Below are 26,696 nucleotides of genomic sequence, written 5' to 3'. Positions count from 1 at the left end.
GCAGTCCCCGCCCGTCCTCATACCGCCTGGACGCTCATACCGCCTGGACGCGACGACGGCCGGAAGCCCCCTGGCATTCCGGCCGCCGCCAACCCTCAGCTCACCGCAGGGTGATGGTCACCGTGTGTGGCACTCCATCCCCCAGGTCGATCCGCAGCTCGTACGTTCCGACCTGGAGCGGCTTGGTGTTGAGGTTGAACAGGTACTGCCCATCGGTGTACCGGAACAGGTTGCCGGTGGTGGCCGCCGAGGTCGACACCGCCACAACCGTCTGACCCGCCGGCGTGGGGGAGACCTTGCGGACCCACAGCGTGGCCTGCAGGTTCGTCACGCCCGCCGAGGCGCCGGTCAGCGCGAACTTCACCGGGATGGTGCTGCCCTGCTTGTAGACGCCACCCTCCGTGACCGGTGCCAGCACGCCACTCCAGCCGACCGACACCGTGACCGTGAAGGACACCGAGGCGGTGTTTCCTGCGTGGTCAGTCGACGTGCAGGTCACGTTGGTGGTGCCGAGCGGGAAGGTGCTCCCGCTCGCCGGCGTGCAGGTCACCGCAGTGGCACCGTCGACCAGGTCGGTGGCCTGCGGCGTCGGGTAGGTCACGACCGCCCCGTTCGCCGACGTCGCCGTCACGTTGCGGTTCGCGACGCCGCCGAAGGCCGGCGCGGTCGTGTCGACCACGGTCACCGTGAAGGCAGCCGTACCGGTGTTGCCGGTCAGGTCCGTCGCCGAGCAGGTGACGATGGTGTCGCCGAGAGGGAACGTCGAGCCTTGTGCCCGGTCGCACGTCACCGGCCGCGTCCCGTCGACGATGTCCGTCGCCGTCGGAACCACCCAGCTGTGTGCCGCACCCGCGGCCGACGTGGCCTCGATGGTCTGGCTCGCAACCGCCCCGACCACCGGGGCCGTGGTGTCGGCCACGTTGACCGTGAAGGTCTTGTCGACCGAGTTGCCCGACAGGTCCTTCGCCGTGCACGTCACCTGGGTTGCACCCAGGGCGAACTCCGACCCTGAGGCCGGGGAGCAGACGACTGCGGGGGACGGGTCGACCAGGTCGGTGGCCGTCGCGGCGAAGGACACCGGCGCCCCGGTCGGCCCGGTGGCCTCGGCGGTGGGGACGGAGATGTCGTTGAACACCGGAGCAGTCGTGTCCCGCACCTTCACGGTGAAGTGGCCTTCGCCCTCGTTGCCGTGGGCGTCAGTGGCCGTGCAGTTGACGGTCGTGCTGCCGAGGGCGAAGGTCGACCCGCTGGCCGGTGCGCAGATGACGCTGACGCCACCGTCGACCAGGTCCGACGCGAGACCGACCGAGTAGGCCACGCTGGCGCCGTCGGGTCCGGTCGCCTCCTCCGTGACGGGAGCGAGGTCGGGGAGCGCCGGCGCGGTGGTGTCCCGGACCTTCACGACGAAGGAACCGGTCGCCTCGTTGCCGTGGGCGTCAGCGGCGGAGCACTCCACCGTGGTGGGCAGGTCGAGGGTGAACTGCGTCCCCGATGCGGGTGTGCAGTGCACCGCGACGGTGCCATCGACGAGGTCGGTGGCCGAGGTGGACCAGCCGACCACAGCGCCTGCCGGGCTGGTGGCCTCGGCCGTGATGTCCTCCGGCACCGTGAGGCTCGGGGCTGTCGTGTCCAACACCGTGACCGTGAACGTGGCCGACCCCGTGTTGCCGTGGGTGTCGTCGGCGGTGCAGGTCACCGTGGTGTTGCCGACCGGGTAGGTCGCGCCGGACGGGTGGTCGCAGCTGACCGTGCGGGCGCCGTCGGTGTCGTCCAGGGCCGTGGCTGCGGGCCAGCTGACGACAGCACCGGAGGGTCCGGTGGCCTCAACCGCCGCCGGCTCGTGAGTGGTCACGACGGGGGCTGTCTTGTCCTGGACGGTCACGACGAACGAACCCGAGCCGGTGTTGCCGGCCGCGTCCTTGGCCGTGCAGGTGACGGTCGTCGAGCCGAAGGCGAACCCGCTGCCCGAGGCCGGGGTGCAGCTGACCGGCCGTGCGCCGTCGACATTGTCCGTGGCGCTCGCGAGGAAGGTGTGGGCCGCGCCCGCGGGACTGGTCGCGTTGATCGTCACGTCTTCGGGCACGGTGACGACGGGAGCCGTGTGGTCCGCCACCGAGACCGAGAAGGTGGTGTTCGAGGAGTGGCCGCTCAGGTCACTGGCCGAACAGGTGACGGTCGTGCTGCCGATCGGGAAGGTGGAGCCCGAGGCGGGCAGACAGGTGACTGGGCGGGTGCCATCGACTGCGTCGGTTGCGGTCGGAGCGGTGTAGGTGGCCGGAGCCCCCGCCGCATTGACCGCGTCCACTGCCACGTCGGAGACCGATGAGAGCGACGGGCCCGTGGTGTCGACGATGGAGTAGGTCGCCGCCGCGGTGCCGAGCAGGCCACCGGCGTCGGTGTAGGAGCAGCTCACCGTTCGGCTCCCGAGCCCGGAGGCCGCGCGGGGTCCGCTGAGGGGTGAGACGGTGGGCGTGACGCTGCCCGAACCGTCGTGGTCGTCAGTCCACGAGCAGATCGGGGTCGGCGCGGAGCCGAACTCGTAGTTGGCACCTGCCGTGACGCCGGACAAGGTCATCACCGGTGCGGTGTTGCTCGTGCAGTTCCACGACACCGCGAAGGTGCCGGTGTCGCCGTCCGGGTAGCCAGCGGACGTGACCTTGACGGCTACCGTCGTGCTTCCAGTCGCTGCGCCCGATGAGATGGTCGTGCTGATCGGGAACGTGAACGACTGCCTGGCGCCGTTCGCGGTGAACCCATCAGGAACGACGACCGCCCCGCCGACCAGGCTGGTCGTGACCTGGGTGCTGCTGTCGGTGATCGCGATGGACAGCGTCTCACCGGGGAGGTAGTGGTTGGTGTTCGCGCCACCCGTGCGCTTGACCTCGACCAGGCCAGACCTGGTGACCGGCAGCGTGCAGGAGGTGGCGACGAGATCGGTGGTGGCCGCGGCGACCGTGTCGCCGTCAGGATTGACCTGGTCGGCGAAGGCCGACCCGGCCGAGAAGAGCGTCATCGTGGCCACGGCGAAGGCCGCGAGCAGACGTGACGGTGCGGACAGTGTCATGGACGTCCCCCAAAGAATGAAGCAGTAGTGGTGAGCGAACGATGACAGCCCCGCTGACCTGCGGAAATACCCCAGAGGAACAAAAAGTCCAAACGGCTGACACGTTCGTTGGGGTGGCTGTGCTAGGCCTTGATTTGGTTGCGTCTGGGGCTGGAAGGGGGCCAACGAGGGGTGAGTCTGCGAGGTAGCGTGAGTTGGTCGCCTGACCAGAATTTGACCTCGGAGGACCTCACGCGGTCGCCATGCTGCGTGCTAGCGTTTCTCACGGTTGCATCAAGCAGTTCCTCGCAAGGTCGACGAAGTGCCCGCCCTAGCACCATCAGAGCGGGCATTCGCCTTCTTAGGTGGCAGTTGGTCTGAGGGCGGGCATGTCTCGTCCGTGGGGGTGTGTACGGCAGCCTGGGTTCCGCGAAGTGCGGATTCCCAATGGCTACAAAAGAAAGAGTTACCCCATGGCACAGGGAACCGTTAAGTGGTTCAACGCTGAGAAGGGCTTCGGCTTCATCGCCCAGGACGGCGGCGGCCCGGACGTGTTCGTCCACTACTCGGCGATCGACTCCTCGGGCTACCGCTCGCTGGACGAGGCGCAGCGCGTGGAGTTCGAGGTCACCCAGGGACCCAAGGGTCCCCAGGCTGACGCCGTTCGCCCGATCTGATCCGAGGACTGCTCAACCAACAGTCTTCCGACAAGGCCCCCACCACCTGGTGGGGGCCTTGTCGCGTCCCGGTATGCCGCGTCGCTCAGCGGGCGAGCGCGGTGAGGAAGTCCTTGGCCACCGGAGCGGCGACGCTGCCACCGCTGGCGCCCTTCTCGACGAGGACCGCGAACGCGACGTCGCCCTGGTAGCCGACGAACCACGCGTGTGTCTCCGGCGGGTTCTTGGTGCCGAACTCCGCGGTCCCGGTCTTGCCGCGGACGGTGCCGCCGGGCGTCCCCCTGAGCACCGTGGCGGTGCCGCTGCTCACGACCTCACCCATCAGCGTCCGGAGCTGGCCGACGACCTTGGCGTCGAGCGGCTTGGGCGTCCGGTCGGCGCCGTCGACGGCCGGGTCGGTGACGAGCGCAGGGGCGATCGTCGAGCCGCGCGCGACGTTCGCGGCGAGGACCGCGAGGGCCAGCGGCGACGTGACGTTGCGACCCTGCCCGATGGCGGCCGAGGCCTTGTCGGTCTTGCCGTTGTTGGCGGGGACGCTCGCGTCGAAGGCGTTGGCGACACCGAGGGTCTTCGCCCACCCCGAGAGGCCGAGGGTGGCAGCGGCCTTGGCCAGGTCGCCGTTGCCCAGCTTGGTCGAGAGCTGCACGAAGGCGGTGTTGCACGAGTGGGCGAAGTCGGTGGTGAAGTCGGGGGTGCCGAGTGACTCGCCCTCGAAGTTCTTGTAGGGCCGGCCGTCGACCACGAACGTCTTGGGGCAGGTGACCGAGGTGTCCGGCGTGACCTTGCCCGAGCTCAGCAACGCGTAGGTGGTGGCGATCTTGAACGCCGACCCGGGCGGGTAGTGACCGGTCATCGCCCGGTCGAAGCCGAGCGCCGGCGAGTTGGCCGAGGCCAGCACGTCACCGGTCTTCACGTCCACCGCGACGAGAGCCGAGGGGACGTCGCCGGTCGAGGCGATCGCGCGCTCGGCGGCGTCCTGCACCGTGGGGGAGAGGGTCGTCGAGACGTCCTTGCCGGGCACGGCGTCCTTGCTGAACAGCGGGTTGTCGGGATCCGTGCTCGAAACCACCTCCACACCCGCGGTCCCGCCGAGGACTGCGTCGTACTGCCCCTGGAGGCCACTGACCCCGGCGTAGTCGCCCGCGGCATACCGGCCCTTGGACTTGGCGATCAGCTCGGCACTCACGGCGCCGAACGAGCCGAGCAACGGCTGGCCGAAGGTGCGCGTCTTGGCCAGCGGCTGCTCCCGAGCAGGGTAGATGACGCCCTTGAGCGCATCGAGGGCGTCCTTGCGCTCGTCGAAGTCGGCCTGCCGGTAGGTGATGACGGGGATCGGCGCCTTGCTGCCCGCCTTCGTCGCGGCGGCCAGCTTGGCCACGAGCGACCCGGCCGGCTCGTCGACGACCTTCTCGAGCTCGCGCACGGTGGCGGCGGTGGCCCGGGCGGGGTCGATCTGCACCGGGTAGACCTTGCCGATCGGGGTCAGGGCCTTCCCGTCACGGTCGAGCAGGGTGCCGCGCTCGCCCCAGGTGCGGTTGGCCGTGAGGGTGGCGCCGACCTTGAGCTGTGGGTGCCACGGCGAGTGGTCCTTGGGGAGCGTGATGGCCCAGCGGTCTCCGCCGGTCTCGGCGCGCTCGGCCGTGACCGGCACGTCGTAGGACCACACGACTCCGCCGGCCAGGGTCCACGAGACGTGCGCGGTGGCGGTGGCACGGTCGCCGGTGCGGCGCACCCGGTCCGTGGTGACCTTGACCGGGCCGGACCCAAGGCCCGCCGTGGCCTTGGTGAACTCCGCCTGCACCACGTCGCTGTTCGTGCCCGTGAACAGCATGCCCGGCGTCGAGAACGACCGCTTCGACCATGAGGCAGCGAACGACGTCACCTCGTCCCTGGCGAGCGTGTCGAGCTCCTTCTCCTGTTCGGAGTGCCGCCACCACAGACCAGCACCGGCCGCTGCCGCGACCAGGACGACGGCGGTGACTCCCCCCACTACTGCGCGTTGCCTCATGCGTCCATCCAACCTCACCTGTTGCGGCTTCGTCCCATTTGTCACCCCGGGACAACCCAGCGGGGAGCTACGGCGTCTGGAGGACAGGGCGCAGGAGGCCGAGCACTCAGGAAGCGCCCGTACACTCGCGGAGGCGATTCGTCGCCGGCCACCTGCAGGGGTGGCGTTTTTCAGGAATCAGAGAGGTACACGTGAGCGAGCCCACCAACGGCTCTGCGCCCGGCGACGACGTCAATGGCCAGAGCACGGGTGCCCCCGCAGACGGCACGCACAGCACCGAAGTCCCCCGGCGTCGGTCCGACCGCCACACGGCCAAGAAGCACCGCCACCCGTGGCTGCGCCGTGCTGCTTTCGGCGTGGCCGGCCTGCTCGTGGTGTCGCTCGTCCTCGGCGTCGCTGCGTACGTCAAGCTCAACGGCAACATCCAGCGCCTCGACATCACCGGCGCGCTCGGTGACCGCCCCACGCAGCAGGCCACGACGGACGCGCAGACCAACCTGGCCCCGCTGAACATCTTCGTGATGGGTTCGGACAGCCGTGAGGGCACCAACCTCGGCAAGGGCCAGACGGAGTACGGCATGGCAGGCAGCCGCTCCGACACCAACCTGATCGTCCACCTCTCCGCCGACCGCAAGTCCGCGATCGTCGTGTCGATCCCGCGTGACTCGATGACGATGGCGCCGCGCGACTGCAAGAACAAGAACGACAAGGTCGACAACGGCGTCATCCGCCAGTGGAACCAGAACTTCACCCTGGGCGGGCCGGCCTGCACGATCCGCACCTTCGAGGGCCTCACGGGCGTCTTCATCGACCACTTCGTCGTGATCGACTTCCGCGGCTTCCAGAGCATGGTCGACGCCCTCGGCGGCGTGACGGTCTGCCTCCCCGAGGCCGTCAAGGACCGCCAGAGCTTCCTGGACCTGCCGGCGGGCAAGTCCAGGGTCAACGGCAAGAACGCGCTGGCCTACGTACGGCTGCGCCACAACATCGGTGACGGGTCGGACCTGGGTCGGATCGACCGTCAGCAGGCGTTCCTGTCGTCGGTGATCCAGGAGGCGACGAAGTCCTCCCTGCTGCTGCGGCCGGACAAGCTGTTCCGCTTCCTCAACGCCACCACCTCGGCGATGACGACCGACAAGGGCCTGAACGTCGGTGAGATGAAGGACATCGCGCAGAGCGTGCAGAAGATCGGCACCGACCAGATCCGCTTCGTGAAGCTCCCGACCGAGGCCTACGCCCCCGACCCGAACCGCGTCCAGTGGACCTCGAGCGCCGACACCATCTGGAAGGCGATCCGCACGGACAAGCCGCTGCCCGGCACGAAGGTGCCCTCGGGCACCACCACGGCCACCGGGTCGCCCACCACGACCGGACCTGCGCTGACCGTCTCCCCGGACCAGATCCAGGTGCGGGTCAGCAACGACTCGGGCATCGCGGGACTGGCCAAGCAGTCGGCCGCCGAGCTGCAGGTGCAGGGTTTCAACGTCTCGTCGTACATCACCGGCAACAAGAGCGCCGACGGTGTCGTGGTCCGCTACGGCCCGGGGCAGAAGGAGGCGGCGCGCACCGTCGCGGCCGTCTACCCGGGGGCGCAGCTGCGAGAGGACGACAGCCTGAGCACGACGATCGAGCTGAGCATGGGTGTCGGCTCGCCGAAGGCCGTCGAGATCCCCAACCGCCTCGGCACCCAACCGCTCCCCATACCGACGGTCTCCGCTACACCGAGCACCGGCCCGAGCGAGACCATCAAGGCGCGCACCGCGGCCCAGGACATCTGCACCTGACCCGCCCACGGCACCCCTCGTGCTGTCCGCACAGGGTCGCTTTGCTCCCGTCGAGGGGGTGCAGATACCCTGTGCGGGCTCGGTTGCTCCATCGACCGGGTGAGGAGACGTCGCCTAGTCCGGTCTATGGCGCCGCACTGCTAATGCGGTTTGGGTTTATCGCCCATCGAGGGTTCAAATCCCTCCGTCTCCGCCACACCCAGCAAGGCCCGACACGCTCGTCGTCGGGCCTTGCTTCGTCCAGTCGAACGCGGCATCCGGATCCGTTTGGCTCGATCCGGAGACGGGATCCGGCCCGCTCGGGCATCCTGTGGGCGACCAAGTCAAGGAGCGTCATGTCGTACCCGTCCAACCCGTTCGGCCCGCCCGGGCACCAGCCCCAGCCCCAGTCCCAGCCGGCGTACCCACAGCAGCCCCACCCGCAGAACCCCCAGGCGTGGGCGCCGGTCCAGCAGACCGGGTATGCCGCGCAGCCGCCTGCGTCCGCGCCGTACCAGCCGTTCTCGCCGGCTCCCAAGGGTGGCAACGGCCTGGCCGTCACGGCGATCGTGCTGAGTGGGCTCGCCCTCTTGGGCGTCGTGGCGATGGCCGCGTTCTTCTTCGTCGGGCCGATCATGGCCGGGGGCGGCTACGCCCTCACGGGCGAGGTGACGGTCGTCGACAAGGGTGCGAGCTACTCGGACCTGCAGGACGCGCTGGTCGCCGCGATCGAGGACGACGGCGGCTCGGTCGACGAGATCGTGTGCCCCGAGCGCTCCCAGGTCGGTCAGGGACTGGTCACGGTCTGCCACGGCTCGGTGGACGGCTTCGACTGGACCGGGATCGTCGTGTTCGAGGACGACGAGGGCTCGTTCATCCTCACGGAGTACTGATCCAGGGCGGCCTGCTCGGTCGTGGTCAGCGGCCCCCCGCGGAAGATCCACGACCGCATGGCCACGAACCGCACGACCGTCGAGGTAGCCGTCGCAGCGCCGACGACGAAGGTCGCCACGACAGTGGACGGGGCAGCGACCACCGCGTGCAGGAGCGCCAACGCGCCCGCGGTCATCAGCCAGGTGATCCCGAAGACGGCCAGCCCCTGCACCTGTGACCGGAGCCGACCGGCGCCCCGGATGCCGAAGGTCCAGCGCCGGTTGAGCCCCGTGTTGGCCAGGCTCGCCAGGAGCAGGGCGACGAGGTTGGCTGCCTGGGTCGAGGCCAGCGCCGACGCGAGCGACGCGAACAGGCCGAGGTGGATGACCGTCGACACGACACCCACCGCGGCGAACCGGCTGGCCTGCCGCCACGTCCCGGTGGACGGGGCGCGGCGGCCGATCCGTGCGGCGATGTCCGCGACGGGCAGCCGCCCGGAGGCCAGCCCACGGCGCAGCCTGACCACCCCGCGCACGTCGTCGAGCGCCGTGGCGACGACGTCGACCCGCGAGTCGGGGTCGTCGAACCAGTCCACCGGCACCTCGTGGATGCGCAGCCCCGAGCGTTGGGCGAGCACCAGCAGCTCGGTGTCGAAGAACCACGTGGGGTCCTCGACCAGCGGCAGCAGCTCGGTCGCCACGTCGGCCCGGATCGCCTTGAACCCGCACTGGGCATCGGTGAACCCGGCCCCCAGCGCCCCCTTGAGGACGAGGTTGTAGCAGCGCGAGATCACCTCACGCCTGGCTCCCCGCACGACCCGTGAGCCCCGGGCGAGGCGTGACCCGATGGCCAGGTCGGAGTGCCCCGACATCAGTGGTGCCACCAGCGGCCACAGGGCATCGAGGTCCGTCGAGAGGTCCACGTCCATGTAGGCGAGGATCGGCGCATCGGAGGCGAGCCACACCTGCTTGAGCGCGCGCCCGCGTCCCTTCTGGGCCAACCGCGCCAGCGCCACCCCCGGCAGCTCCGCGGCCAGCACCGACGCGACGGCCACCGTCGCGTCGGTGCTGGCGTTGTCCGCCACCGTGATCCGGAACGGGTAGGGGAAGGTCTCGACCAGGTGGGCGTGCAGCCGTCGGACGCTGGCGGCGACCGTGTGCTGCTCGTTGTGGACGGGGATGACGACGTCGAGGACGGGGGCGGTCATCGGAGCTCTCCTCAGGTGGTCTGCGTGGTCGTGCCGGTGGCCGTCGACGCGCCGCTCGACGTCAACGGCTGGGTGAGGTCGTAGAAGGTCGAGCCGCCGATCGTGACCTGGGTGAAGTTGGCCGCCACCCACTCGGCGATCTCGGAGCCGGTGCCGGAGCCACCCATCCCGCCACCCGGGCCACCACCGGCCCCGCCACTCGCAGCGCTGTTGACACTCCCGCCTCCGGCAAAGAAGTGGATGTCGCCGTCCGCGACGTACTGCTGGAACTGCGCCAGGGTCGGGCTGGGGTCGCTGCCGTTGAAGCCACCGATCGCCATCACCGGCAGACCGGTCCCGAGCTGCAACCCGGCCGCGTTCTGCGAGCCGATCGCGGCGGCGACCCAGCGGTACGAGCTGGCGTCGGCTGACAGGGCCGAGACGACCTCGGTGTTCGGGGTGGAGGCGTCGAGCAGTCCGCCCATGCCACCCGCCCCGCGGGTGCCCTGGGTGCCGGTGGCCCCCTGCGGCCCGGCGAACGTGCCCTGCGGAGGTGCACCCGTGCCACCCGGGCCACCACCCGGCATACCTCCGCCTCGGCCGCCGGCCAAAGCGGGGCCCGCGGTGACGATGGAGCCGGTGTGCGCGGTGCCGACGGTCTGGACGCTGTAGGCGGCCGGTCCGGCGAGCGCCGCGACGAGGGCGCCGGCGATGACCACGGGCACGAACCGGCGGTGCAGCTGCGTGATCGCGAGCAGCAGGAGGGCGCTGGCGAGGCCGAGCGCGAGGACGACGATCCGCAGCCAGCCCTGCCAGTCGGTCCGCGACAGCAGGATGAACGACCAGGTGGCGGCGGCAGCCGTCGCGGCGGCCAGGGTGATCGAGCCGACCGGGCTGTGCCGGCGCTCCCACGCGTCGGCCGCGCCCATGCCGACCAGGGCGGCGATGGCGGGGGCGAGGGCGACCGTGTAGTACTCGTGGAAGATGCCGGCCATCAGCGAGAACGTCACCATCGTGACGAGCAGCCAACCGCCCCAGACCACGTATGCCGCGCGGCGGGCGTCGGTGCGCGGGGCCCGGCCCCGCAGGTAGAGGCCGACGGCCAGGAGGAGCAGGGCCGACGGGATGAGCCACGAGATCTGGCCGCCGATGGACGAGCTGAACATCCGCCCGAGTCCGGTCGTGCCCCAGCCGTTGCCACCGCCGACCGAGCCGGTCTCGTTGCCGCTGATCCGGCCGAGGCCGTTGTAGCCGAACGTGACCGACAGGAACGAGTTGTCCTGCGAGCCGCCGATGTAGGGGCGCATGCTCGCCGGGACGAGTTCGACGATGGCCACCCACCAGGCCGCTGAGAGGACCATCGCCGCGCTCCCGACGAGGGCGCCGGTGACGCGACGGCGGAGCGTGGTGTCGGCGAACAGGACGTAGGCCAGGCCGAACGCCGGGACGACGAGGAGGACCTGGAGCGCCTTGGTGAGGAAGCCGAGGCCGATGAAGACGCCCACGATCGCGAACCACTTGGCCGAGCCCTGCTCGATCGACTTCATCGTCGCCCACGCGCCGAGCGCCATGAGCAGGACCAGCAGCGCGTCGGGGTTGTTGAACCGGAACATCAGGACGGCCACCGGCGTCAGCGCCATGACCGCGCCACCGATCAGTCCGGCTGCGGCGCCGAAGTGGCGCTTCACCGTCGCGTGGACGACGCCGACCGCGGCCACCCCCATCAGCACCTCGGGCAGGAGGATGCTGAACGAGCTGAGCCCGAGCACCCGCACCGACAGGGCCATCACCCACAGCGAGGCGGGTGGCTTGTCGACGGTGATCGAGTTGCCCGCGTCGGAGGAGCCGAAGAAGAACGCCTTCCAGCTGTCGCTCCCGGCCTGCACGGCGGCGGAGTAGAACGAGTTGGCGTAGCCGTTGGCGGTGAGGTTGTAGAGGTAGAAGAGGGCCGTCGCGAGGAGCAGGCCGAGGAGTGCGGGGCGGGCCCACGCCGGGTCGCCGGCCGGACCGCGCCACAGGCGCTCGATCCGACTCGGCGTCGTCGGCGCGGCCGGACCTGCAGGCACGGGAGTGGTGGGGCGCGCGGGCAGCGCGGGCTGGCCGGTGGCGTCGCGGTGGAGGGTCATCGTGTCCATGTCCCTACGGTCGAGCTCGGCCCTGTGCGATCCCTGTGCTGCCCCTGAGCCCCGGTGATGAGCTCCGGTGATGAGCTCCGACTGCGGTCCCGTGCTTTCGGCCAATTGGCCGACTTCCCGCGCGCAGAGGCGGGTTGGTGGCGTGGTCCCGGCCAATTGGCCGACTTCCCGCGCGCAGCGGCTGATTGGTGCCGTGTTTTCGGCCAATTGGCCGAGTTCTTCGCGGGGCGCTCAGCCCCGCGGCAGGGCGACCGTGAAGGTCGTGTCGCCAGGACTGGAGGACAGCTCGACGTTGCCCCCGTGCGACTTGGCGACCGCGTCGACGATCGACAGCCCGAGGCCACTCGAGCCGGACGCCCGGTTGCGGGAGTCGTCGCCGCGGGTGAAGCGCTGGAAGACGTTGCGCTGCAACGACTCCGGCACGCCCGGACCATCGTCCGAGACGCTGAGCCTGACCCACTGACCGTCGGGCTTGACCGACATGACCACGCGGGTGCCCGCCGGGGTGTGGGTGCGGGCGTTCGCGAGGAGGTTCGCGACGACCTGGTGCAGCCGGGCGGAGTCGCCGGTCACCTCGACCGGCTGGTCGGGCAGGTCGAGCTCCCAACGGTGGTCGGGGGAGGCGGCATGGGCGTCACTGACCGCATCCATCGCGAGCAGCGACAGGTCGACGGGCTCGCGGTCCAGCGGCCGGCCGGCGTCGAGGCGGGCCAGCAGCAGGAGGTCCTCGACCAGGCCCTGCATGCGCAACGCCTCGGACTCGACGCGCGACAGCGCGTGGGTGACCGACGCCGGCACCGGCTCGCGCTCGCGACGGGACAGCTCGGCATACCCGCGGATGGAGGCGAGGGGAGTGCGCAGCTCGTGCGACGCGTCGGCGACGAACTGGCGCACCCGCTGCTCGCTGTCGTGCCGTGACTGCAGGGCGCCCTCGACGTTGTCGAGCATGTTGTTGAGCGCGAGGCCGACCTGGCCGACCTCGGTGCGCGGGTCGGTGTCGGCTGGGGGGATCCGCTCGGCGAGCGCAACCGCTCCGGAGTCGAGCTTGAGTGTGGAGACCTGGGTGGCCATGTGGGCGACCCGCTGCAGCGGCGCGAGATTGCGACGCACCAGCCACAGGCCACCCGCCGAGACGATGACGAACCCGACGATCGTGCCGCCGACCACGAGGGTGATCATCGTGACGACGGTCTCGTTGATGCTCTCGACCGGCAGGCCGCTGATGACGGTGTCACCGTCCACCGCCCGCCCGGCCGCGACCCGGTAGTCGCCGAGACCTGGCACGTCGACGGTCTTGGGGGTCGACCCGATGCTGGCTGCGTTGAGGGCGTCGATCTGTGCGGCGGTCAGGGTGCCGGAGGTGCGGTCGTGCTCCACCCGGCTCTGCGTGGCGACGCCGTTGCTGAGCCGCAGGAAGAGCGACTCACCCCCGGCGCCGGGCGGGCCAATCGGACCGGTGCCGTCGCCGCCGGGTCGTCCCCGGTCGGGGCCGCCGGCCCGCACGAGGCTGGCGGTGACGCCCTCGTCGAGCTGGCGGACCAGGCTCTGGTGCAGCAGCAGGACGGTCAGCGCCCCTGACGCCAGCGTGACGGCCAGGAAGAGCCCGACGACGGTGGCCACGAGCTTGCTGCTCAGCGACCACGCTGCGGGGTCGAGGCGCGAGCGGGCCGAGCCGACCGCTGGGGCAGGGCTCATGCCGCGGGCTTGAGGACGTACCCGACGCCACGCATGGTGTGGATCATCGGCTCGCGACCCGCGTCGATCTTCTTGCGCAGGTAGGAGATGTAGAGCTCCACGACGTTGGCCTGGCCACCGAAGTCGTAGTTCCACACGCGGTCGAGGATCTGCGCCTTGGAGAGCACGCGCCTGGGGTTGCGCATGAGGTAGCGGAGCAGCTCGAACTCGGTCGCGGTGAGGTTGATCGCCTCGCCGGCGCGGGTCACCTCGTGGCTGTCCTCGTCCATGCTGAGGTCACCCACCACCAGGACGGAGTCGGACTCGTCGGTCACCACGGCGGTGCGACGCATCAGGGCGCGCAGCCGGGCCACCACCTCCTCGAGGCTGAACGGCTTGGTGACGTAGTCGTCGCCGCCGGCGGTGAGGCCGGCCACCCGGTCCTCGACTGCGTCCTTGGCAGTCAGGAAGAGCACGGGGACGTTCGGGTTGTCGCCGCGCATCCGGCGCAGCACCTCGAGCCCGTCGAAGTCGGGGAGCATCATGTCGAGGGCGACGGCGTCGGGCTGGAACTCCCGGGCCGCGCGGACCGCTGCGACACCGGTGGCTGCGGTGCGGACCTCCCAGCCCTCGTAGCGCAGCGCCATCCCGAGCAGCTCGGTGAGGTTGTTCTCGTCGTCCACGACGAGGACTCGGACGGGCGAGCCGTCGAGGCGCTGGAGCTTGGCAGAGGCTGACTGCTGCGTGTTCATGCCCTCAGGAAACACCGGAACCATGTGCGGCGCCCTCGTAACTCCTGTGCGAATCCTGTGAGACCTCTGTGCCGGATGCTCAGTCGCCCGATACCCCTTCCACAGCCTCGCCACAGCGTCGGTGCCGAGAGTCGGACCCGACCACCTCCCCATCGACGTTGGAGAACCGATGACGACCCCGCGCACGTACGACACCGTCCCCCACCTCGAGTGGGCCCAGACCCAGACCTTCCCGTATGCCGCGCCGGCCCCCACCCCGGCCCCCGCACCTTCGGGTGTGGCCGCGGACACCGCGCCGGCCCTCAACCCGCCCACCTGGAGCGGTCGCAAGACCGCGATCGCCGCGGCGCTCGCCATCGGCATCTCGTCGGTGGGCGCGGTGGGCGCCGCTGCAGCGATCCCGGCGGGAAGCACCGCGGGCGGCGGCCAGGTGCAGCAGGGTGGCTTCGGCCCCGGAGGTCGTCAGCAGCGTGGGTTCACCCCGCCAGGGATGCAGCAGGGCTCCCAGCTGCCCGGCGGCCCCGGGGCGGTGCAGCAGGCGCCCGGCGGCGCCTCGCAGGCGCCGGGCACCCAGCTCCAGCAGTCCGCCGCCCCGAACGCGAGCACGACATGATCCACGTGGCCGTCCTGCCGCGCAGCGCCCGGGCGCGCTGGGCGCGGAGCCGGACCGCGACGCCCGGGTCGGCGGCATACCCGGGCTCGGAAGCGTTGCCCAGTAAGGACTTCAGCATCGTGCCGGTCTGTGGGTCGGTGCGACCCTCGGCGTCGCAGCGCCGGCTGAGCCAGCCCTGACCTCAGGGACGGATCTCGCCGGAGCCGCGCTCGACCAGCTCCGGTGCCAGCACCACGTGGCGCGGGGGTGAGGTGTCGCCGTCGATGCGGGCGAAGAGACGCTGGGCCACCTCGGCCCCGATCGCGCCGACGTTCTGTCGGATGACGGTCAGCGGCGGGTCGACGATGTCGGCCAACGGGAAGTCGTCGAAGCCGACCAGCGCGATCTCACCGGCCTTGCCGAGCCGGTGGAGGGCACGAATCGTGCCGACTGCCAACGAGTTTCGCGCTGCGAAGATCGCGGTTGGGGGCTCGTCGCTGTCGAGGAGGCGGCGGACCGCGGCCTCCGCGTCCTCGGGCGAGCGCAGTGACGTGATGGTCATCGAAGGGTCGATGGGGAGGTGCCTGGCCCGCATCGCAGCCTCGAAGCCCTCGTGTCGGGTGCGTGCCGTCTGGATGGTCGGCAGGTCGCCGAGGAACGCGATCCGCCGGTGTCCGTGGGCGACCAGGTGGTAGACCGCGAGCCGCGAGCCACGGGCGTTGTCGATCGTGACCGAGTCGGTGTCGATGCCGTTGGGGCTGCGGTCCACGAACACGATGGGTAGGCCGCTGCGCAGGTCGTCGGCGAGGTAGTCGTGGCGGTCGGTCGCGGGCATGAGGAGCAGGCCGTCGACCCGACGACGGACCAGCCCCTCGACCAGCGCCCGCTCGCGCTCGGGCTCCTCGTCGAGGCTGGACGCCACGATGACGACGTCGCGGTCGCGGGCCTCGTCCTCCAGGCTGCGCAGGAGGCTGGACGAGAACGAGTTGCTGACGTCCTGCAGGAGGGCGCCGACCATGGCCGTCTTGCCGTGGCCGCGCCGCAGGTTGCTCGCCGCGAGGTTGTGCCGGTAGCCGAGCTGGGCGACCGCCCGCTCCACCCGCGTCACGACGTCGGCGGAGACGCCGGACTCCCGGTTGACGACGCGCGACACCGTCTTGAGGCTGACGCCCGCGAGGGCCGCCACTTCGCGCATGGTGGCGCGGGGGCGTCGAGGGTCACCCTTTGACAACGATGTCACGATCACGTCTGCAGTTGTACAGGAACCGTTGACAAAAGCACAACTGAAGACTACAAACTTCCTTGACAACGTTGTCACGCGGCACTGGTGCCGCACGAGATGGGAGACACCATGCGTCACAGCACCCTGCAGACCCCTACCTTCCGCCGCACCATGGCGGTCACCCTCGCTGCCTCGACTGCGCTCGCCCTCGGCGCGTGCAACCGTGGCGGCGCCGACACCGGCGGAGGTGGCGGCGGTGAGGCCGCCGTCGGCGTCACCCTCATCACCAAGGACTCCACGAACCCCTTCTTCGTCGCCATGCAGAAGGGCGCGAAGGCGGACGCCGCCAAGAACAACGTCAAGCTGACGGTCGCCTCCGGCAAGCAGGAGGGTGACGACCAGGGCCAGATCACGGCGATCGAGGACGCCATCGCCCGCGGCGACAAGGGCATCCTCATCACACCCATGAGCACCGGCGTCAACGCCGCCATGAAGAAGGCGCGCGACGCCAAGCTCTTCGTCATCGCCCTCGACACCCCGCCCGACCCGCCGGACACGGTCGACATCACCTTCGCGACCAACAACCGCAACGCCGGCAAGCTCGACGGCCAGTGGGCCGCGGCACAGCTCGACGGCAAGCCCGCGGTCATCGCGCTGCTCGACCTGTTCGACGACAAGATCGTCTCGGTCGACTACAACCGTGACCAGGGCTTCCTCGAGGGCATGGGCATCGACGTGGCCGACGGCAAGAAGAACGGCGACGAGGCCAAGACCGGCAAGTACACCGGCGGCAAGGGCGGCGACTACACGATCGCCTGCAACGAGGCCGGACAGGGCGCCGAGGACGGTGGCCGCTCGGCCATGGAGAAGTGCCTGGCCAAGAACCCGAACATCAACGTGGTCTACACGATCAACGAGCCCACCGCGGTCGGCGCCAACGCGGCCCTCAAGGCGGCCGGCAAGACCGCGCTGATCGTCTCCGTCGACGGTGGCTGCGCCGGAGTCGGCAGCGTCAAGAGCGGCGTGATCGGTGCCACGGCCCAGCAGTACCCGCTGAAGATGGCCACGCTGGGCATGGAGGCCATCGCCAAGATCGCCCGCGGTGGCGAGAAGCCGCAGGTCTCCCCCGGCCTCGACTTCTTCGACACCGGCGTCGCGCTCGTCACCGACAAGAAGGCTGACGGTGTCGACAGCATCACCTCCGACGAGGGCGCCAAGATCTGCTGGGGCAACTGACCATGTCGACTCAGGTCACCTCTGCTGCCGCCGAGTTCGCTCGGCGGCAGCAGTCCCCCCTCCAGCGGGTGCAGCACCAGCTGCACGGCAAGCCGTGGTTGAGCCCGCTCTTCCTGCTGCTCGTGACGTTCCTGGTGTTCTACATCGCGACGCCCACGTTCCTGACCGCCAACTCGATGGGCATCCTGCTCCAGCAGACAGCGGTGGTCGCAGCGCTCGCGGTGGGCCAGACGCTGGTCATCCTGACGGCCGGCATCGACCTCTCGGTCGGCGCGATCATGGTCCTCTCGATGATGGTGACGGCCACGCTCGCCAAGGACGGCGGCATGCCCGCCGTCCTGGCCCTGGCGATCGGGGTCGTCCTCGCGACGGGAGCCGGCTTCCTCAACGGCCTGCTCGTCACGCGGATCAACCTCCCGCCGTTCATCGTCACCCTCGGCACGCTGAGCATCTTCACGGCCGTTGCGCTGCTCTACTCCGGCGGTGAGAGCATCCAGGCCGACCACCTGCCACGGCTGCTCAACTTCCTGGGCGAGGGGTTCGCGATCGGCCAGTTCCGGCTCACCTGGGGCATCGTCGTGGTCATCCTCATCTACGCCGTGATGGGGTTCGTGCTCTCGCAGACCGCGTGGGGACGCTACGTCTACGCCGTCGGTGACGACGCCGAGTCGGCCCGCCTCTCGGGTGTGCCGAGCAAGCGGATCCTGCTCGCCGTCTACACGGTGGCCGGCCTGATCTACGGCATCGCCGGCTGGATCCTCATCGGACGGGCCGGCGCCGCCACCCCCAACGCGGCACCCGACGCCAACCTGGCCAGCATCACCGCGGTCGTCATCGGTGGCACCAGCCTCTTCGGTGGCCGGGGTCGCCTCATCGGCACCCTCATCGGTGCCCTCATCGTCCAGACGTTCGCCTTCGGTCTGTCCCAGATGGGCGTCAACCAGCAGTGGCGCGTCATGGCGACCGGCGTCCTCGTCATCGTGGCCGTCGGCATCGACCAGTGGATCAGGAAGGTGAAGGCATGAGCACCAGCACGCTCGAGGTCGCCCATGGCGGCGTCCCGACCGGCAAGGAGGAGATCTACGGCAAGGAGCCGGTCCTCTCCGCCCGCAAGCTGGTCATCACCTTCGGTCGCGTCGTCGGCCTCGACGGCGTCGACCTCGACCTCTACCCCGGCGAGGTGCTGGCGGTCATCGGTGACAACGGCGCCGGCAAGTCCACGCTGATCAAGTGCCTGACCGGGGCGTACGTCCCCGACTCGGGTGAGATCACGATGAACGGCCAGCCGGTGCACTTCCGCAAGCCGCAGGACGCCCGCGAGGCGGGGATCGAGACGGTCTACCAGCAGCTGGCCGTCATCCCGGCGCTCGACATCGCCAGCAACCTCTACCTCGCTCGCGAGGAGCGCCGCAAGGGCCCGCTCGGGTCGGTGCTGCGCATGCTCGACAAGAACGGCATGGAGAAGCGGGCCGGCAAGTCGGTGCAGGACCTCGGGATCCAGACCATCCAGAACATGAGCCAGGCGGTGGAGACCCTCTCGGGTGGCCAGCGCCAGGCCGTGGCCGTCGCCCGCGCGGCGGCGTTCGGCAGCAAGGTCGTCGTCCTCGACGAGCCGACGGCCGCCCTGGGTGTGAAGGAGTCGGGCATGGTGCTCGACATGGTCAAGCAGCTGCGCGACAAGGGCCTGTCGATCATCCTGATCAGCCACAACATGCCACACGTCTGGGAGGTGGCCGACCGCATCCACATCCAGCGCCTCGGTGGCCGCGCCGGGGTCATCACGCCGCAAACGCACGACATGGGTGAGGGCGTGGCCATCATGACCGGTGCCAAGCGGCTGGACGGCGCCTCGTGAGCGGCGTCGTCGTCGTCGGCTACATCCCGACGCCCGAGGGCATCGCCGCCTTCGAGCGAGCCAAGGACGAGGTCGTGATCGACGGCTCCACGCTCGTGGTGGTCAACACCGGCCAGAGCGGCAACTTCGCCGGGTCGACCTTCGCGAGCCCCGCGGACATCGACGCGATCGACGTCGAGCTCAGCGGCGCGGGGATCGCCCACGAGGTGGTCCAGTCGACCGACGAGCTGGCGCCCGCCGAGGCGATCCTGCGGGTCGCCGAGGAGAAGGACGCCCGGCTCATCGTGATCGGGGTGCGACGTCGTACGCCGGTCGGGAAGCTCTTCCTCGGCAGCACCTCGCAACAGGTCCTCCTCGACGCCCACTGCCCGGTGCTAGCCGTGAAGGCGGCGAAGACCGGCTGACCGGCCCTGACCCGGATCCCCTGACCGGGTCAGCCCCCACGCGAGCGGCGTCCCTCCGACAAGGAGGGGCGCCGCTCGTCCGTCTCGGCGTCGAGGTCAGGTGCGGGCCGAGCCCAGGCCCAGGACGACGGCGATGCCGAGCGCGCTGCGCGGGTCGTAGGCCGTGCGCCACAGCCCGCCGTGCACCGCGCCGGCTGCTTCCTCACGCCAGGGCGTCATGGGTGCGTGCGGTGCCGTGCGCAGGTCGTGGACGAGGAGGGCGGCCATCAGGGTGTTGCTCGTGGCTGGCTCGAAGACCTCGATCCCGAACCGGTGGGCGCCGGCATACGCGCTGGCGAGGGCGCGGTTCTTGACCACCGACCGGGTCCGGGTGGGTGGCGCGACGTTGAGCGACACGGTGCGGCCGTCGCGGCGGGCGACGGTGGCCCGCCAGCGTTGCAGCCGCTTGGCCAACGCGTAGTTCGGTCCCTGCTGCGGCACCAGGCTGTCGTTGAGGCCGGGGTCGGTGCCGGGCGCGTAGTTACGCCGCAGCAGCCGGCCTCCGCTCACGGTCCGCAGCGCCGGTCGCACCAGCCGCATCGGTGTCGACGGGCTGCGGTAGCTGCGCGTCGAGTGCTCGACCGCCTCACCCGGCACGGCGAAGACATCGGTCGGGGTGGCCAGGAAGCCGAGCGCCACGTCGGGCCGTCGCCGCATCAGCTCCACGGTGAGGGCGTCCACAGCGGTGGAGACGCGCACGTTCGTGGCCCCATCGGCATACACGTAGTTGCCGAGGACGAGCGGTCCCTCGACCTCGGTCAGCCAGTCGGCGACGGCGGGGAGGCCGTGCAGCAGGTCGGCGCCAGCGTGCGCGGCGAGGTCGCTCGCCGACCACGGTGCGTCCGCGGCCACCGGCATGTGCAGCGTCCCGGCGCTGGTGGCGGCTACATCGAGGACCCGCTTCCAGATGTCGGGCCGGGGCAGGTCGACCCCGACGACGTGCCCACCCCACGACAGGATCGAGCGCAGCGGGCCCATCTCCGCGCCGGCGCCGAGCACGACGACCCGCTGGTCGCTGAGGTCGAGCCAGTCGGGGTTGGCCAGCACGGTGCGGACGGCCTCGGCGGCGGACGGCTCGATGATGCCGCGGGTGGTCCAGTCGTCGAGCTGCCTGCGGAGCGCGTCGCCGCGCAGGCGCTGCCCGTGCAGCGGGAGGCTGAGCTCGGTCGCCCGCTGGCCGGTGCCCCGCACGGTGGCGGTCCCGAGTGGCGTGCCGCCTCCTGCGGTGAAGGCGTCGTCCAGCGCGACCTCGCCGTCGGCGGTCGTGGCGCGCATCCGCCCGTGGAGCGAGTCGAGACCCGCGCGCGCGACGTCGACCGCCGCCTCGCCGTCACGCAACAGGCCCGCCTCGACCATCCGCCGGAAGTGCGTCAGGTAGCCCTGCCGCCAGTTGGTCTCGCGCTCCGCGGCCTGCGCCCCCACCGGGTCGACCGGCCGGAGCGCGTCCGCCACGACCGCGCGTCCGAGCGCTGAGGTGCTGCGCTTGCCGTCGACCTCGGGAAAGACCACGCCGTGCGGTTGGTGGGAGTCGCTCTGCGCCATGCTCCGCGAGTATGCCGTGTGCCCCGGAGCGCGACGAGCCCCGCCTCGTGCGTCAGCTCGCCGCGTCCGACAGGCGTCGGGCGATCAGCGCCACAGCGGCGCGCAGCTCCGGACCGTCCACGATGCGGAAGGGGACGGGGAGGGCCGCCAGCTGCGCGGCATACCAGTCGGGGGCGCTCGTGCTGCCGACCAGCCGGGTGGTGCCCTCGGGGCCCTCCTCGAGCCGTCCCAGGCCGCGGGGCAGCATCCGCGTCGCCGCCTCGAGCGGGGCCTGCACGACGACGTCGGTGGCGTACTCCCACCCCGCCGACATGTGGATCTCGAGCTCGGCCACGGGGTCGAGGTCCGCGGGGGGCTCGAACCGCTCGGCGAGCGAGGCGACCGCGGTGACCCGGTCGATGCGGAAGGCGCGCCGGGCGCTCGCCGCATGGCTCCAGCAGAGCAGGTACCACCGGCCGTGCCGCACCACGACGGCCCACGGGTCGACCTCTTGCGACCACTCGCGCCCTGCCTCGGTCCGGTAGCCGATGCGGACCCGGGAGCGGTCGATGGTGGCCTGGACGAGGGCGGTGGTGGTCTGGGGGTTCGGTCGGGCGGCGCCCCGGTCGGGGGCCGGTGCGGCGGCACGTCGGACGGCTTCGGCCTGCTCGGCCACGGGTTGGGGGAGCGCGCGGATGATCTTGCCGAGCGCGCTGCCGGCCGGGTCCGCCGCGTCCGCCGCTTCGTGGTGGCCGTCGAGGACCGCCATGACGAGGGCGAGCGCCTCGGACGCCTCGAACATCAGGGGCGGGAGTCGCAGGCCGCGCCCGACGCGGTAGCCGCCGTAGGGTCCCCGCTCGGACTCCAGCGGGATGCCGGCCTCGCGCAGGATCGCCACGTAGCGGCGGGCAGCCCGCTCGGTGACGCCGAGGCGGTCGGCCAGCCGGCCCGCGCTGATGCCGGGGCTGCCCTGGATGAGCTCGAGCGCGAGCAGCGCTCGAGCGGTCGGGCTGGTGTCGGTGGACGGCATGACGACAGCGTAGGACGACATGCGGAAGCCAAACGTCCGGAACAGGACCTAGCGTGCAGGCATGGCTACCACAGACAGCTCGAGCGACCCGGTCACCGACACCCCCTGGGAGCCCCCGCTGGCCGGCAACGAGACCGAGGCCGTGCTGGGCGCCCTCGAACGACTGCGCGCGACCTTCCGCTACAAGGCCGACGGTCTCGACCCGACCGGTCTGGCGACGCAGGTCGGTGCCTCGTCGCTGACCCTCGGCGGCCTGCTCAAGCACCTCGCGGTCGCGGAGGACTACAAGTTCACGGTCAAGCTGAGCGGCGCCCCGATGGACCCGGTGTGGGACGACAACGGGTGGGATGACGACGACGACTGGGAGTTCGCCTCCGCGGCGCAGGACTCGCCCGAGAGGCTCTACGCCCTCTACGACGGAGCGGTCCAGCGGTCGCGGACCAGGGTCACCGAAGCCCTGCGCGACGCGGGTCTGGCCGTCGGCCTCGACCACATGGTCGAGGCAAAGGACGAGCACGGCAACCACGCCAACCTGCGGCGGCTGTTGCTCGACATGGTCGAGGAGTACGGCCGCCACACGGGGCACGCCGACCTCCTGCGTGAGGCGGTCGACGGCCGGGTCGGTGAGGACCCGCCGCCCGGGTGGCAGCCGGTGTCCGGCGCCTGGACGTGGGCCACCCGATGACCGACCACGACGAGCACCCCGGGTTCGACGCCACCCACCGTGGCGAGACGTTCCGCCGGTTCGACTTCACCGACACCGTGTTCGACGACACCTACCTGGTCGGCGCGCGGTTCAAGAACGTCGCCCTCAAGGGTGCGCGGATCACCGGTTCGCAGGTCGTCGACGTCGACATCTCCGGCGAGGTGGAGCGCCTCACCGTCAACGGTGTCGACGTCACCGACTTCGTCGAGACCGAGCTCGACCGACGGGAGCCGGACCGCGCCAGGATGCGGCCGCGCAAGCCGGCGGAGTTCCGGGAGGCGTGGGACATCCTCGAGCGGCGGTGGGCCGAGACGGTCGAGCGGGCCCGGCGCCTGGACCCGGAGCTGCTCCACGAACGGGTCGACGGTGAGTGGTCGTTCATCGAGACGCAGCGCCACCTGGTCTTCGCGACCGACGCGTGGATCCGCCGAGCCCTGCTGGGTGACCCCTCCCCGTGGAGCTCGCTCGACCTGCCGCACGACGACATGGCCGACATCCCGGAGGTGCCCCGCGACCAGTCGGTGCGTCCCTCGCTCGACGAGGTGCTGGAGCTGCGTCGTGACCGGATGGCCACGATGCGCACCGTCGTCGACGGCCTGACCGACGACGCGGTCGAGAGCCGGACCACCCCGGTGACCGAGCCCGGCTACCCGGAGTCGCGTGACTTCCTGGTCGCCGACGTCGTCGGCTGCATCATCAACGAGGAGTGGTACCACCACCAGTACGCCATCCGGGACCTCGCCGTCCTCGAGTCGCGCGGGCGGCATACGGGCTAGCTCACCTCGGTCACTCGACGCCGAGGCGGGCCTTGAGGCCGTCGAGCTCGACCTGGAGCTGGGTCGGGAGGGTGTCGCCGAACTTGGCGAACCACTCCTCGATCTGGGGGATCTCGGCCTTCCACTCGTCGGCGTCGACGGCGAGGGCCTGCTCGAGCTCGGCGTCGCTCATCTCCAGGCCGGAGGTGTCGAGCGACTCGGGGGTCGGGACGTGGCCGATCGGGGTCTCGACCGCGGCGGCCTTGCCCTCGATGCGCTCGATCGCCCACTTGAGGACGCGGCTGTTCTCGCCGAAGCCCGGCCACAGGAAGCCGCCGTCCTCGTCGCGACGGAACCAGTTGACGTAGAAGATCTTCGGGAGCTTGGACGCGTCGGCGTCCTTGCCGAGGTTGATCCAGTGCTGGAAGTAGTCGCCGGCGTTGTAGCCGATGAAGGGCAGCATCGCCATCGGGTCGCGGCGCACGACGCCGACGGCTCCGGTGGCGGCGGCGGTCGTCTCGGAGGAGAGCGTCGCGCCCATGAAGGTGCCGTGCACCCAGTCGCGCGACTCGGTCACCAGGGGGACGGTCGTCTTTCGGCGGCCGCCGAAGAAGATCGCCGAGATCGGCACACCCTTGGGGTCGTAGTACTCCGGGGCGAGGATGTCGCACTGCTCGATGGGGGTGCAGTAGCGGCTGTTCGCGTGGCTCGACAGCTCGTCGGAGTCGGGCGTCCAGTCCTGGCCCTTCCAGCTGGTGGCGTGGGCCGGGGTGTTCTCCAGGCCCTCCCACCAGATGTCCTTGTCGTCGGTGAGCGCCACGTTGGTGAAGACCGAGTTGCCCTTGTTGATGGTCTTCATCGCGTTGGGGTTGGTGTGCTCGTTGGTGCCCGGGGCGACGCCGAAGAAGCCGAACTCGGGGTTCACCGCATACAGGCGACCGTCGTCGCCGAAGCGCATCCAGGCGATGTCGTCGCCGAGGGTCTCGACCTTCCAGCCCGGGATGGTCGGGGCGAGCATGGCGAGGTTGGTCTTGCCGCACGCGCTGGGGAAGGCCGCGGCGATGTAGTAGACCTGCTGCTCGGGGGAGATCAGCTTGAGGATGAGCATGTGCTCGGCCAGCCAGCCCTCGTCGCGGGCCATCACGCTCGCGATGCGCAGCGAGTAGCACTTCTTGCCCAGCAGCGCGTTGCCGCCGTAGCCCGAGCCGTACGACCAGATCATCCGCTCCTCGGGGAACTGGACGATGTACTTCTCGGGGTTGCACGGCCACTTCACGTCGGCCTGGCCGGGCTCGAGGGGGGCGCCGACGGAGTGCAGGGCGGGGACGTACTTGGCCTTGTCGCCGAGCTCCTCGATCCGGCGCAGCACGTTCACTCCGGTGCGGGCCATCACGCGCATGGAGACGACCACGTACTCGGAGTCGGTGATCTCGACCCCGAACATCGGGTTCTCGGCCTCGACGTGACCCATCACGAACGGGATGACGTACATCGTGCGGCCCTTCATGCAGCCGGCGTAGAGCCCGCGCATGAGGTCCTTCATCTCGTTCGGGTCCATCCAGTTGTTGGTGGGCCCGGCATCCTTCTCGTCCACGGAGCAGATGTAGGTGCGGTCCTCGACCCGGGCGACGTCGGTCGGGTCGGAGGCCGCGTAGAAGCTGTTCGGCTTCTTCTCCTCGTTGAGGCGCACGAAGGTGCCGGCCTCGACGAGCTTGTCGGTCAGTCGGGTCCACTCGGCTGCGGAGCCGGTGACCCACTCGATGTGGTCGGGGGTGGTCATCGCTGCCACCTCGTCGACCCATGCCTGCAGGCCGGCATGCGTGGTGCCGCCTGCGCGCTGGTCGGTGTGCGTCGCCTCGGTCGTCATGTGATCGGCCGTCCCTTTCGTCCGGGGCGGTGCTCCCCCGGATCATGAGGTTGTGCGTCCACGCCGACACGGCTCATCCGACCGCGTGTCCACATGGTGAACGCTCCTGATCTGGCCAAGGTACGCCCCCCTACGCGCCAGTAGATACCGCGCACGGTCTAGACCGCTCGTGAAAAGCCTCACAACCGGGGAGTAGGAAACGATCCCGTGCAACGTTCTTGCAAGCACTGCAAGAAGACGGCGGATTCCGTTGCGTTTCTTGCCGTTCGGCGTCGCGGGTCCGGAGCCGCCAGCCGTGGGGTGCGCCACCTCGGCCGCGTGCTCAGCCCGCCACGGCAGGAGGTATGCCGCGCGGCCGGCTCAGCGGCGCGGCATACCGATTTCGTCGGCGCGGGGTCGAGCCGGTAGTCTTTCCCGTCGTTGCTCTGGGCGATCCCACAAGGAACCTCAGGGCGACATTCGCGCCCGTAGCTCAACGGATAGAGCATCTGACTACGGATCAGAAGGTTAGGGGTTCGAATCCCTTCGGGCGCACTCTGCGTTGAGACAGACGATGGGGCCCCCGCTCGCGGAAACGCGACGGGGGCCTTACTCGTGCCCCGGCTGGCCCACCTCGCCGCCGGCCTGGAGGCGGAGGCCGGCCAGGGTGAGGTCGAGCGCCGCGAGGAACTGCTCGCGGTCGTCGTGCCCGGCGAACTCGTCGGCGATCTGGCTGACGAACGGGAACTGGTCTGGGTCCGCGGCCCGCCACGTCGCGGCATACCGAGCGAGGAACTCGGCGCGGTCGACGGCGCCGCTGACGACCTCCTCGGGTGGGTCCTGACCCAGGTCGGCGGCTGTGCCGACGACGACCCCGACGATCGCGGAGACGGCGTGGAACCGCTCCTTCGGCGTCAGGTCGAGGCGCAGGGTCTGCTGGCCGAGCTTCTCGTAGAGGAGGAGGGAGTTGCCCTGGACGTCGGTGTTGCGCATGAAGTACGCGGCCAGCCACGGCCGGTCCACGATCGCGTCGAACAACGTCACGGCCATGACCCGCAGGTCCGCGATCGGGTCGTCGGTGCCGGGCTGTCCCTCGACGGCGGTCAACACCCCCCCGAGGACGTGGTCGGTCGCGCGGTCGAGCAGGTCGTCCTTGCTCGTGACGTACCAGTAGATGCTGCCGACGCCGGTGCCGAGGCGGGCTGCCAGCGCGCGGAAGGTCAGGGCCGAGTCGCCGGCCTCGTCGAGCAGCTCCACTGCCGCGGTGAGCACGGCGTCGAGCGAGTGCGAGGCGCGCCGGCGACCGGGTGGACGACGGTCCACTGCTCGCGTTCGGGAGCCTGCCATGACGTCCATCCAACCACAGCTTGCGGATTTAT

22 protein-coding genes and 2 tRNA genes are annotated in these 26,696 nt (G+C 70.4%); 13 read left to right on the top strand and 11 right to left on the bottom strand.

From position 1 onward, the window contains the following. Positions 1 to 100: 100 nt before the first annotated feature. Entirely contained in the window at positions 101 to 3,064 is a 2,964-nt protein-coding gene (locus tag ASG95_RS20035) for an HYR domain-containing protein (RefSeq protein ID WP_056921503.1), read from the bottom strand. 452 nt (positions 3,065 to 3,516) lie between these two features. Here ASG95_RS20035 and ASG95_RS20030 point away from each other — a divergent pair, with 452 nt between their 5' ends. Beyond that, positions 3,517 to 3,720, top strand: a complete 204-nt coding sequence (locus ASG95_RS20030) for a cold-shock protein (protein ID WP_056915917.1) — start codon at positions 3,517 to 3,519, stop codon at positions 3,718 to 3,720. An 85-nt stretch (positions 3,721 to 3,805) separates the two neighbouring features. Here the strand turns inward: ASG95_RS20030 and ASG95_RS20025 are convergent, their stop codons facing one another. Next, positions 3,806 to 5,728, bottom strand: coding sequence for a penicillin-binding transpeptidase domain-containing protein (locus ASG95_RS20025; RefSeq protein WP_082592958.1), 1,923 nt, complete (start codon positions 5,726 to 5,728; stop codon positions 3,806 to 3,808). Between the two features lie 191 nt (positions 5,729 to 5,919). Here ASG95_RS20025 and ASG95_RS20020 point away from each other — a divergent pair, with 191 nt between their 5' ends. The 3 genes from ASG95_RS20020 (at position 5,920) to ASG95_RS20010 (ending at position 8,384) form a co-directional block, all read left to right on the top strand. Continuing rightward, on the top strand, positions 5,920 to 7,512 hold the full coding sequence (locus ASG95_RS20020) for an LCP family protein (protein WP_057378582.1): 1,593 nt from the start codon (positions 5,920 to 5,922) through the stop codon (positions 7,510 to 7,512). Positions 7,513 to 7,615: 103 nt separating this feature from the next. Further along, positions 7,616 to 7,708 (top strand) — tRNA-Ser (locus ASG95_RS20015). A gap of 139 nt (positions 7,709 to 7,847) precedes the next feature. Further along, positions 7,848 to 8,384 carry a hypothetical protein gene (locus ASG95_RS20010; RefSeq protein WP_056921506.1) on the top strand — a complete coding sequence of 179 codons (537 nt, stop codon included), beginning with the start codon at positions 7,848 to 7,850 and terminating at the stop codon, positions 8,382 to 8,384. Here ASG95_RS20010 and ASG95_RS20005 read toward each other — a convergent pair. The 4 genes from ASG95_RS20005 to ASG95_RS19990 all read right to left on the bottom strand — a co-directional run bounded on the left by ASG95_RS20005 (position 8,279) and on the right by ASG95_RS19990 (position 14,111). After that, complete coding sequence (locus ASG95_RS20005; RefSeq protein ID WP_082592930.1) at positions 8,279 to 9,571, bottom strand: bifunctional glycosyltransferase family 2/GtrA family protein; 1,293 nt, start codon at positions 9,569 to 9,571, stop codon at positions 8,279 to 8,281. The genes ASG95_RS20010 and ASG95_RS20005 overlap by 106 nt on opposite strands. An 11-nt stretch (positions 9,572 to 9,582) precedes the next feature. After that, positions 9,583 to 11,685 (bottom strand): glycosyltransferase family 39 protein, encoded by a 2,103-nt coding sequence (locus ASG95_RS20000; protein WP_057378581.1) that lies wholly within the window; start codon positions 11,683 to 11,685, stop codon positions 9,583 to 9,585. A gap of 231 nt (positions 11,686 to 11,916) precedes the next feature. Then, positions 11,917 to 13,380: a HAMP domain-containing sensor histidine kinase gene (locus ASG95_RS19995; RefSeq protein WP_057378580.1), complete on the bottom strand. Its 1,464-nt coding sequence runs from the start codon at positions 13,378 to 13,380 to the stop codon at positions 11,917 to 11,919. Next, positions 13,377 to 14,111 carry a response regulator transcription factor gene (locus tag ASG95_RS19990; RefSeq protein WP_057378579.1) on the bottom strand — a complete coding sequence of 245 codons (735 nt, stop codon included), beginning with the start codon at positions 14,109 to 14,111 and terminating at the stop codon, positions 13,377 to 13,379. The genes ASG95_RS19995 and ASG95_RS19990 overlap by 4 nt, the downstream gene beginning before the upstream one ends. A 169-nt stretch (positions 14,112 to 14,280) precedes the next feature. Between ASG95_RS19990 and ASG95_RS19985 the strand changes: the two genes are divergently transcribed. Both ASG95_RS19985 and ASG95_RS21535 read left to right on the top strand, forming a co-directional pair. Then, positions 14,281 to 14,724: a hypothetical protein gene (locus ASG95_RS19985; RefSeq protein ID WP_057378578.1), complete on the top strand. Its 444-nt coding sequence runs from the start codon at positions 14,281 to 14,283 to the stop codon at positions 14,722 to 14,724. Continuing rightward, positions 14,721 to 14,903, top strand: coding sequence for a hypothetical protein (locus tag ASG95_RS21535; protein WP_157582311.1), 183 nt, complete (start codon positions 14,721 to 14,723; stop codon positions 14,901 to 14,903). The genes ASG95_RS19985 and ASG95_RS21535 overlap by 4 nt, the downstream gene beginning before the upstream one ends. A gap of 2 nt (positions 14,904 to 14,905) precedes the next feature. On the opposite strand, the gene ASG95_RS19980 is transcribed toward ASG95_RS21535, so the two are convergent. Continuing rightward, entirely contained in the window at positions 14,906 to 15,898 is a 993-nt protein-coding gene (locus tag ASG95_RS19980) for a LacI family DNA-binding transcriptional regulator (RefSeq protein WP_057378577.1), read from the bottom strand. A 156-nt stretch (positions 15,899 to 16,054) separates the two neighbouring features. Here ASG95_RS19980 and ASG95_RS19975 point away from each other — a divergent pair, with 156 nt between their 5' ends. From ASG95_RS19975 to ASG95_RS19960, 4 genes are read left to right on the top strand one after another with little or no spacing between them, the layout of a single operon-like run. Continuing rightward, positions 16,055 to 17,161, top strand: a complete 1,107-nt coding sequence (locus tag ASG95_RS19975) for a substrate-binding domain-containing protein (RefSeq protein WP_056921795.1) — start codon at positions 16,055 to 16,057, stop codon at positions 17,159 to 17,161. 2 nt (positions 17,162 to 17,163) lie between these two features. Beyond that, entirely contained in the window at positions 17,164 to 18,186 is a 1,023-nt protein-coding gene (locus ASG95_RS19970) for an ABC transporter permease (protein WP_057378576.1), read from the top strand. Continuing rightward, positions 18,183 to 19,016: an ATP-binding cassette domain-containing protein gene (locus tag ASG95_RS19965; protein ID WP_057378575.1), complete on the top strand. Its 834-nt coding sequence runs from the start codon at positions 18,183 to 18,185 to the stop codon at positions 19,014 to 19,016. Before ASG95_RS19970 ends, ASG95_RS19965 begins: the two co-directional genes overlap by 4 nt. Continuing rightward, on the top strand, positions 19,013 to 19,420 hold the full coding sequence (locus ASG95_RS19960) for a universal stress protein (RefSeq protein ID WP_056921515.1): 408 nt from the start codon (positions 19,013 to 19,015) through the stop codon (positions 19,418 to 19,420). Before ASG95_RS19965 ends, ASG95_RS19960 begins: the two co-directional genes overlap by 4 nt. Before the next feature lie 96 nt (positions 19,421 to 19,516). On the opposite strand, the gene ASG95_RS19955 is transcribed toward ASG95_RS19960, so the two are convergent. Then, on the bottom strand, positions 19,517 to 21,001 hold the full coding sequence (locus ASG95_RS19955) for a hypothetical protein (RefSeq protein WP_057378574.1): 1,485 nt from the start codon (positions 20,999 to 21,001) through the stop codon (positions 19,517 to 19,519). Between the two features lie 52 nt (positions 21,002 to 21,053). Further along, positions 21,054 to 22,010, bottom strand: a complete 957-nt coding sequence (locus tag ASG95_RS19950; protein ID WP_057379032.1) for a YafY family protein — start codon at positions 22,008 to 22,010, stop codon at positions 21,054 to 21,056. 61 nt (positions 22,011 to 22,071) lie between these two features. Between ASG95_RS19950 and ASG95_RS19945 the strand changes: the two genes are divergently transcribed. Together ASG95_RS19945 and ASG95_RS19940 are read left to right on the top strand one after the other, a co-directional pair. Then, complete coding sequence (locus tag ASG95_RS19945; RefSeq protein ID WP_056921517.1) at positions 22,072 to 22,695, top strand: DUF664 domain-containing protein; 624 nt, start codon at positions 22,072 to 22,074, stop codon at positions 22,693 to 22,695. Beyond that, on the top strand, positions 22,692 to 23,492 hold the full coding sequence (locus tag ASG95_RS19940) for a DinB family protein (RefSeq protein WP_082593314.1): 801 nt from the start codon (positions 22,692 to 22,694) through the stop codon (positions 23,490 to 23,492). Before ASG95_RS19945 ends, ASG95_RS19940 begins: the two co-directional genes overlap by 4 nt. 10 nt (positions 23,493 to 23,502) lie before the next feature. Here the strand turns inward: ASG95_RS19940 and ASG95_RS19935 are convergent, their stop codons facing one another. After that, on the bottom strand, positions 23,503 to 25,338 hold the full coding sequence (locus ASG95_RS19935) for a phosphoenolpyruvate carboxykinase (GTP) (protein ID WP_057378573.1): 1,836 nt from the start codon (positions 25,336 to 25,338) through the stop codon (positions 23,503 to 23,505). A 461-nt stretch (positions 25,339 to 25,799) separates the two neighbouring features. On the opposite strand from ASG95_RS19935, the gene ASG95_RS19930 reads away from it, so the two are divergent. Next, positions 25,800 to 25,872 (top strand) — tRNA-Arg (locus ASG95_RS19930). Positions 25,873 to 25,926: 54 nt separating this feature from the next. Here the strand turns inward: ASG95_RS19930 and ASG95_RS19925 are convergent. Beyond that, entirely contained in the window at positions 25,927 to 26,664 is a 738-nt protein-coding gene (locus ASG95_RS19925; protein ID WP_082592928.1) for a TetR/AcrR family transcriptional regulator, read from the bottom strand. Between the last annotated feature and the right edge of the window lie 32 nt (positions 26,665 to 26,696).

Origin of the sequence: Phycicoccus sp. Soil803 (assembly GCF_001429685.1) — a bacterium.
In the GTDB taxonomy this organism is placed as follows: Bacteria; Actinomycetota; Actinomycetes; order Actinomycetales; family Dermatophilaceae; genus Pedococcus.
The sequence above is the reverse complement of the archived record's forward strand: the minus strand, read 5'-3'. Positions and strand labels throughout refer to the sequence as shown.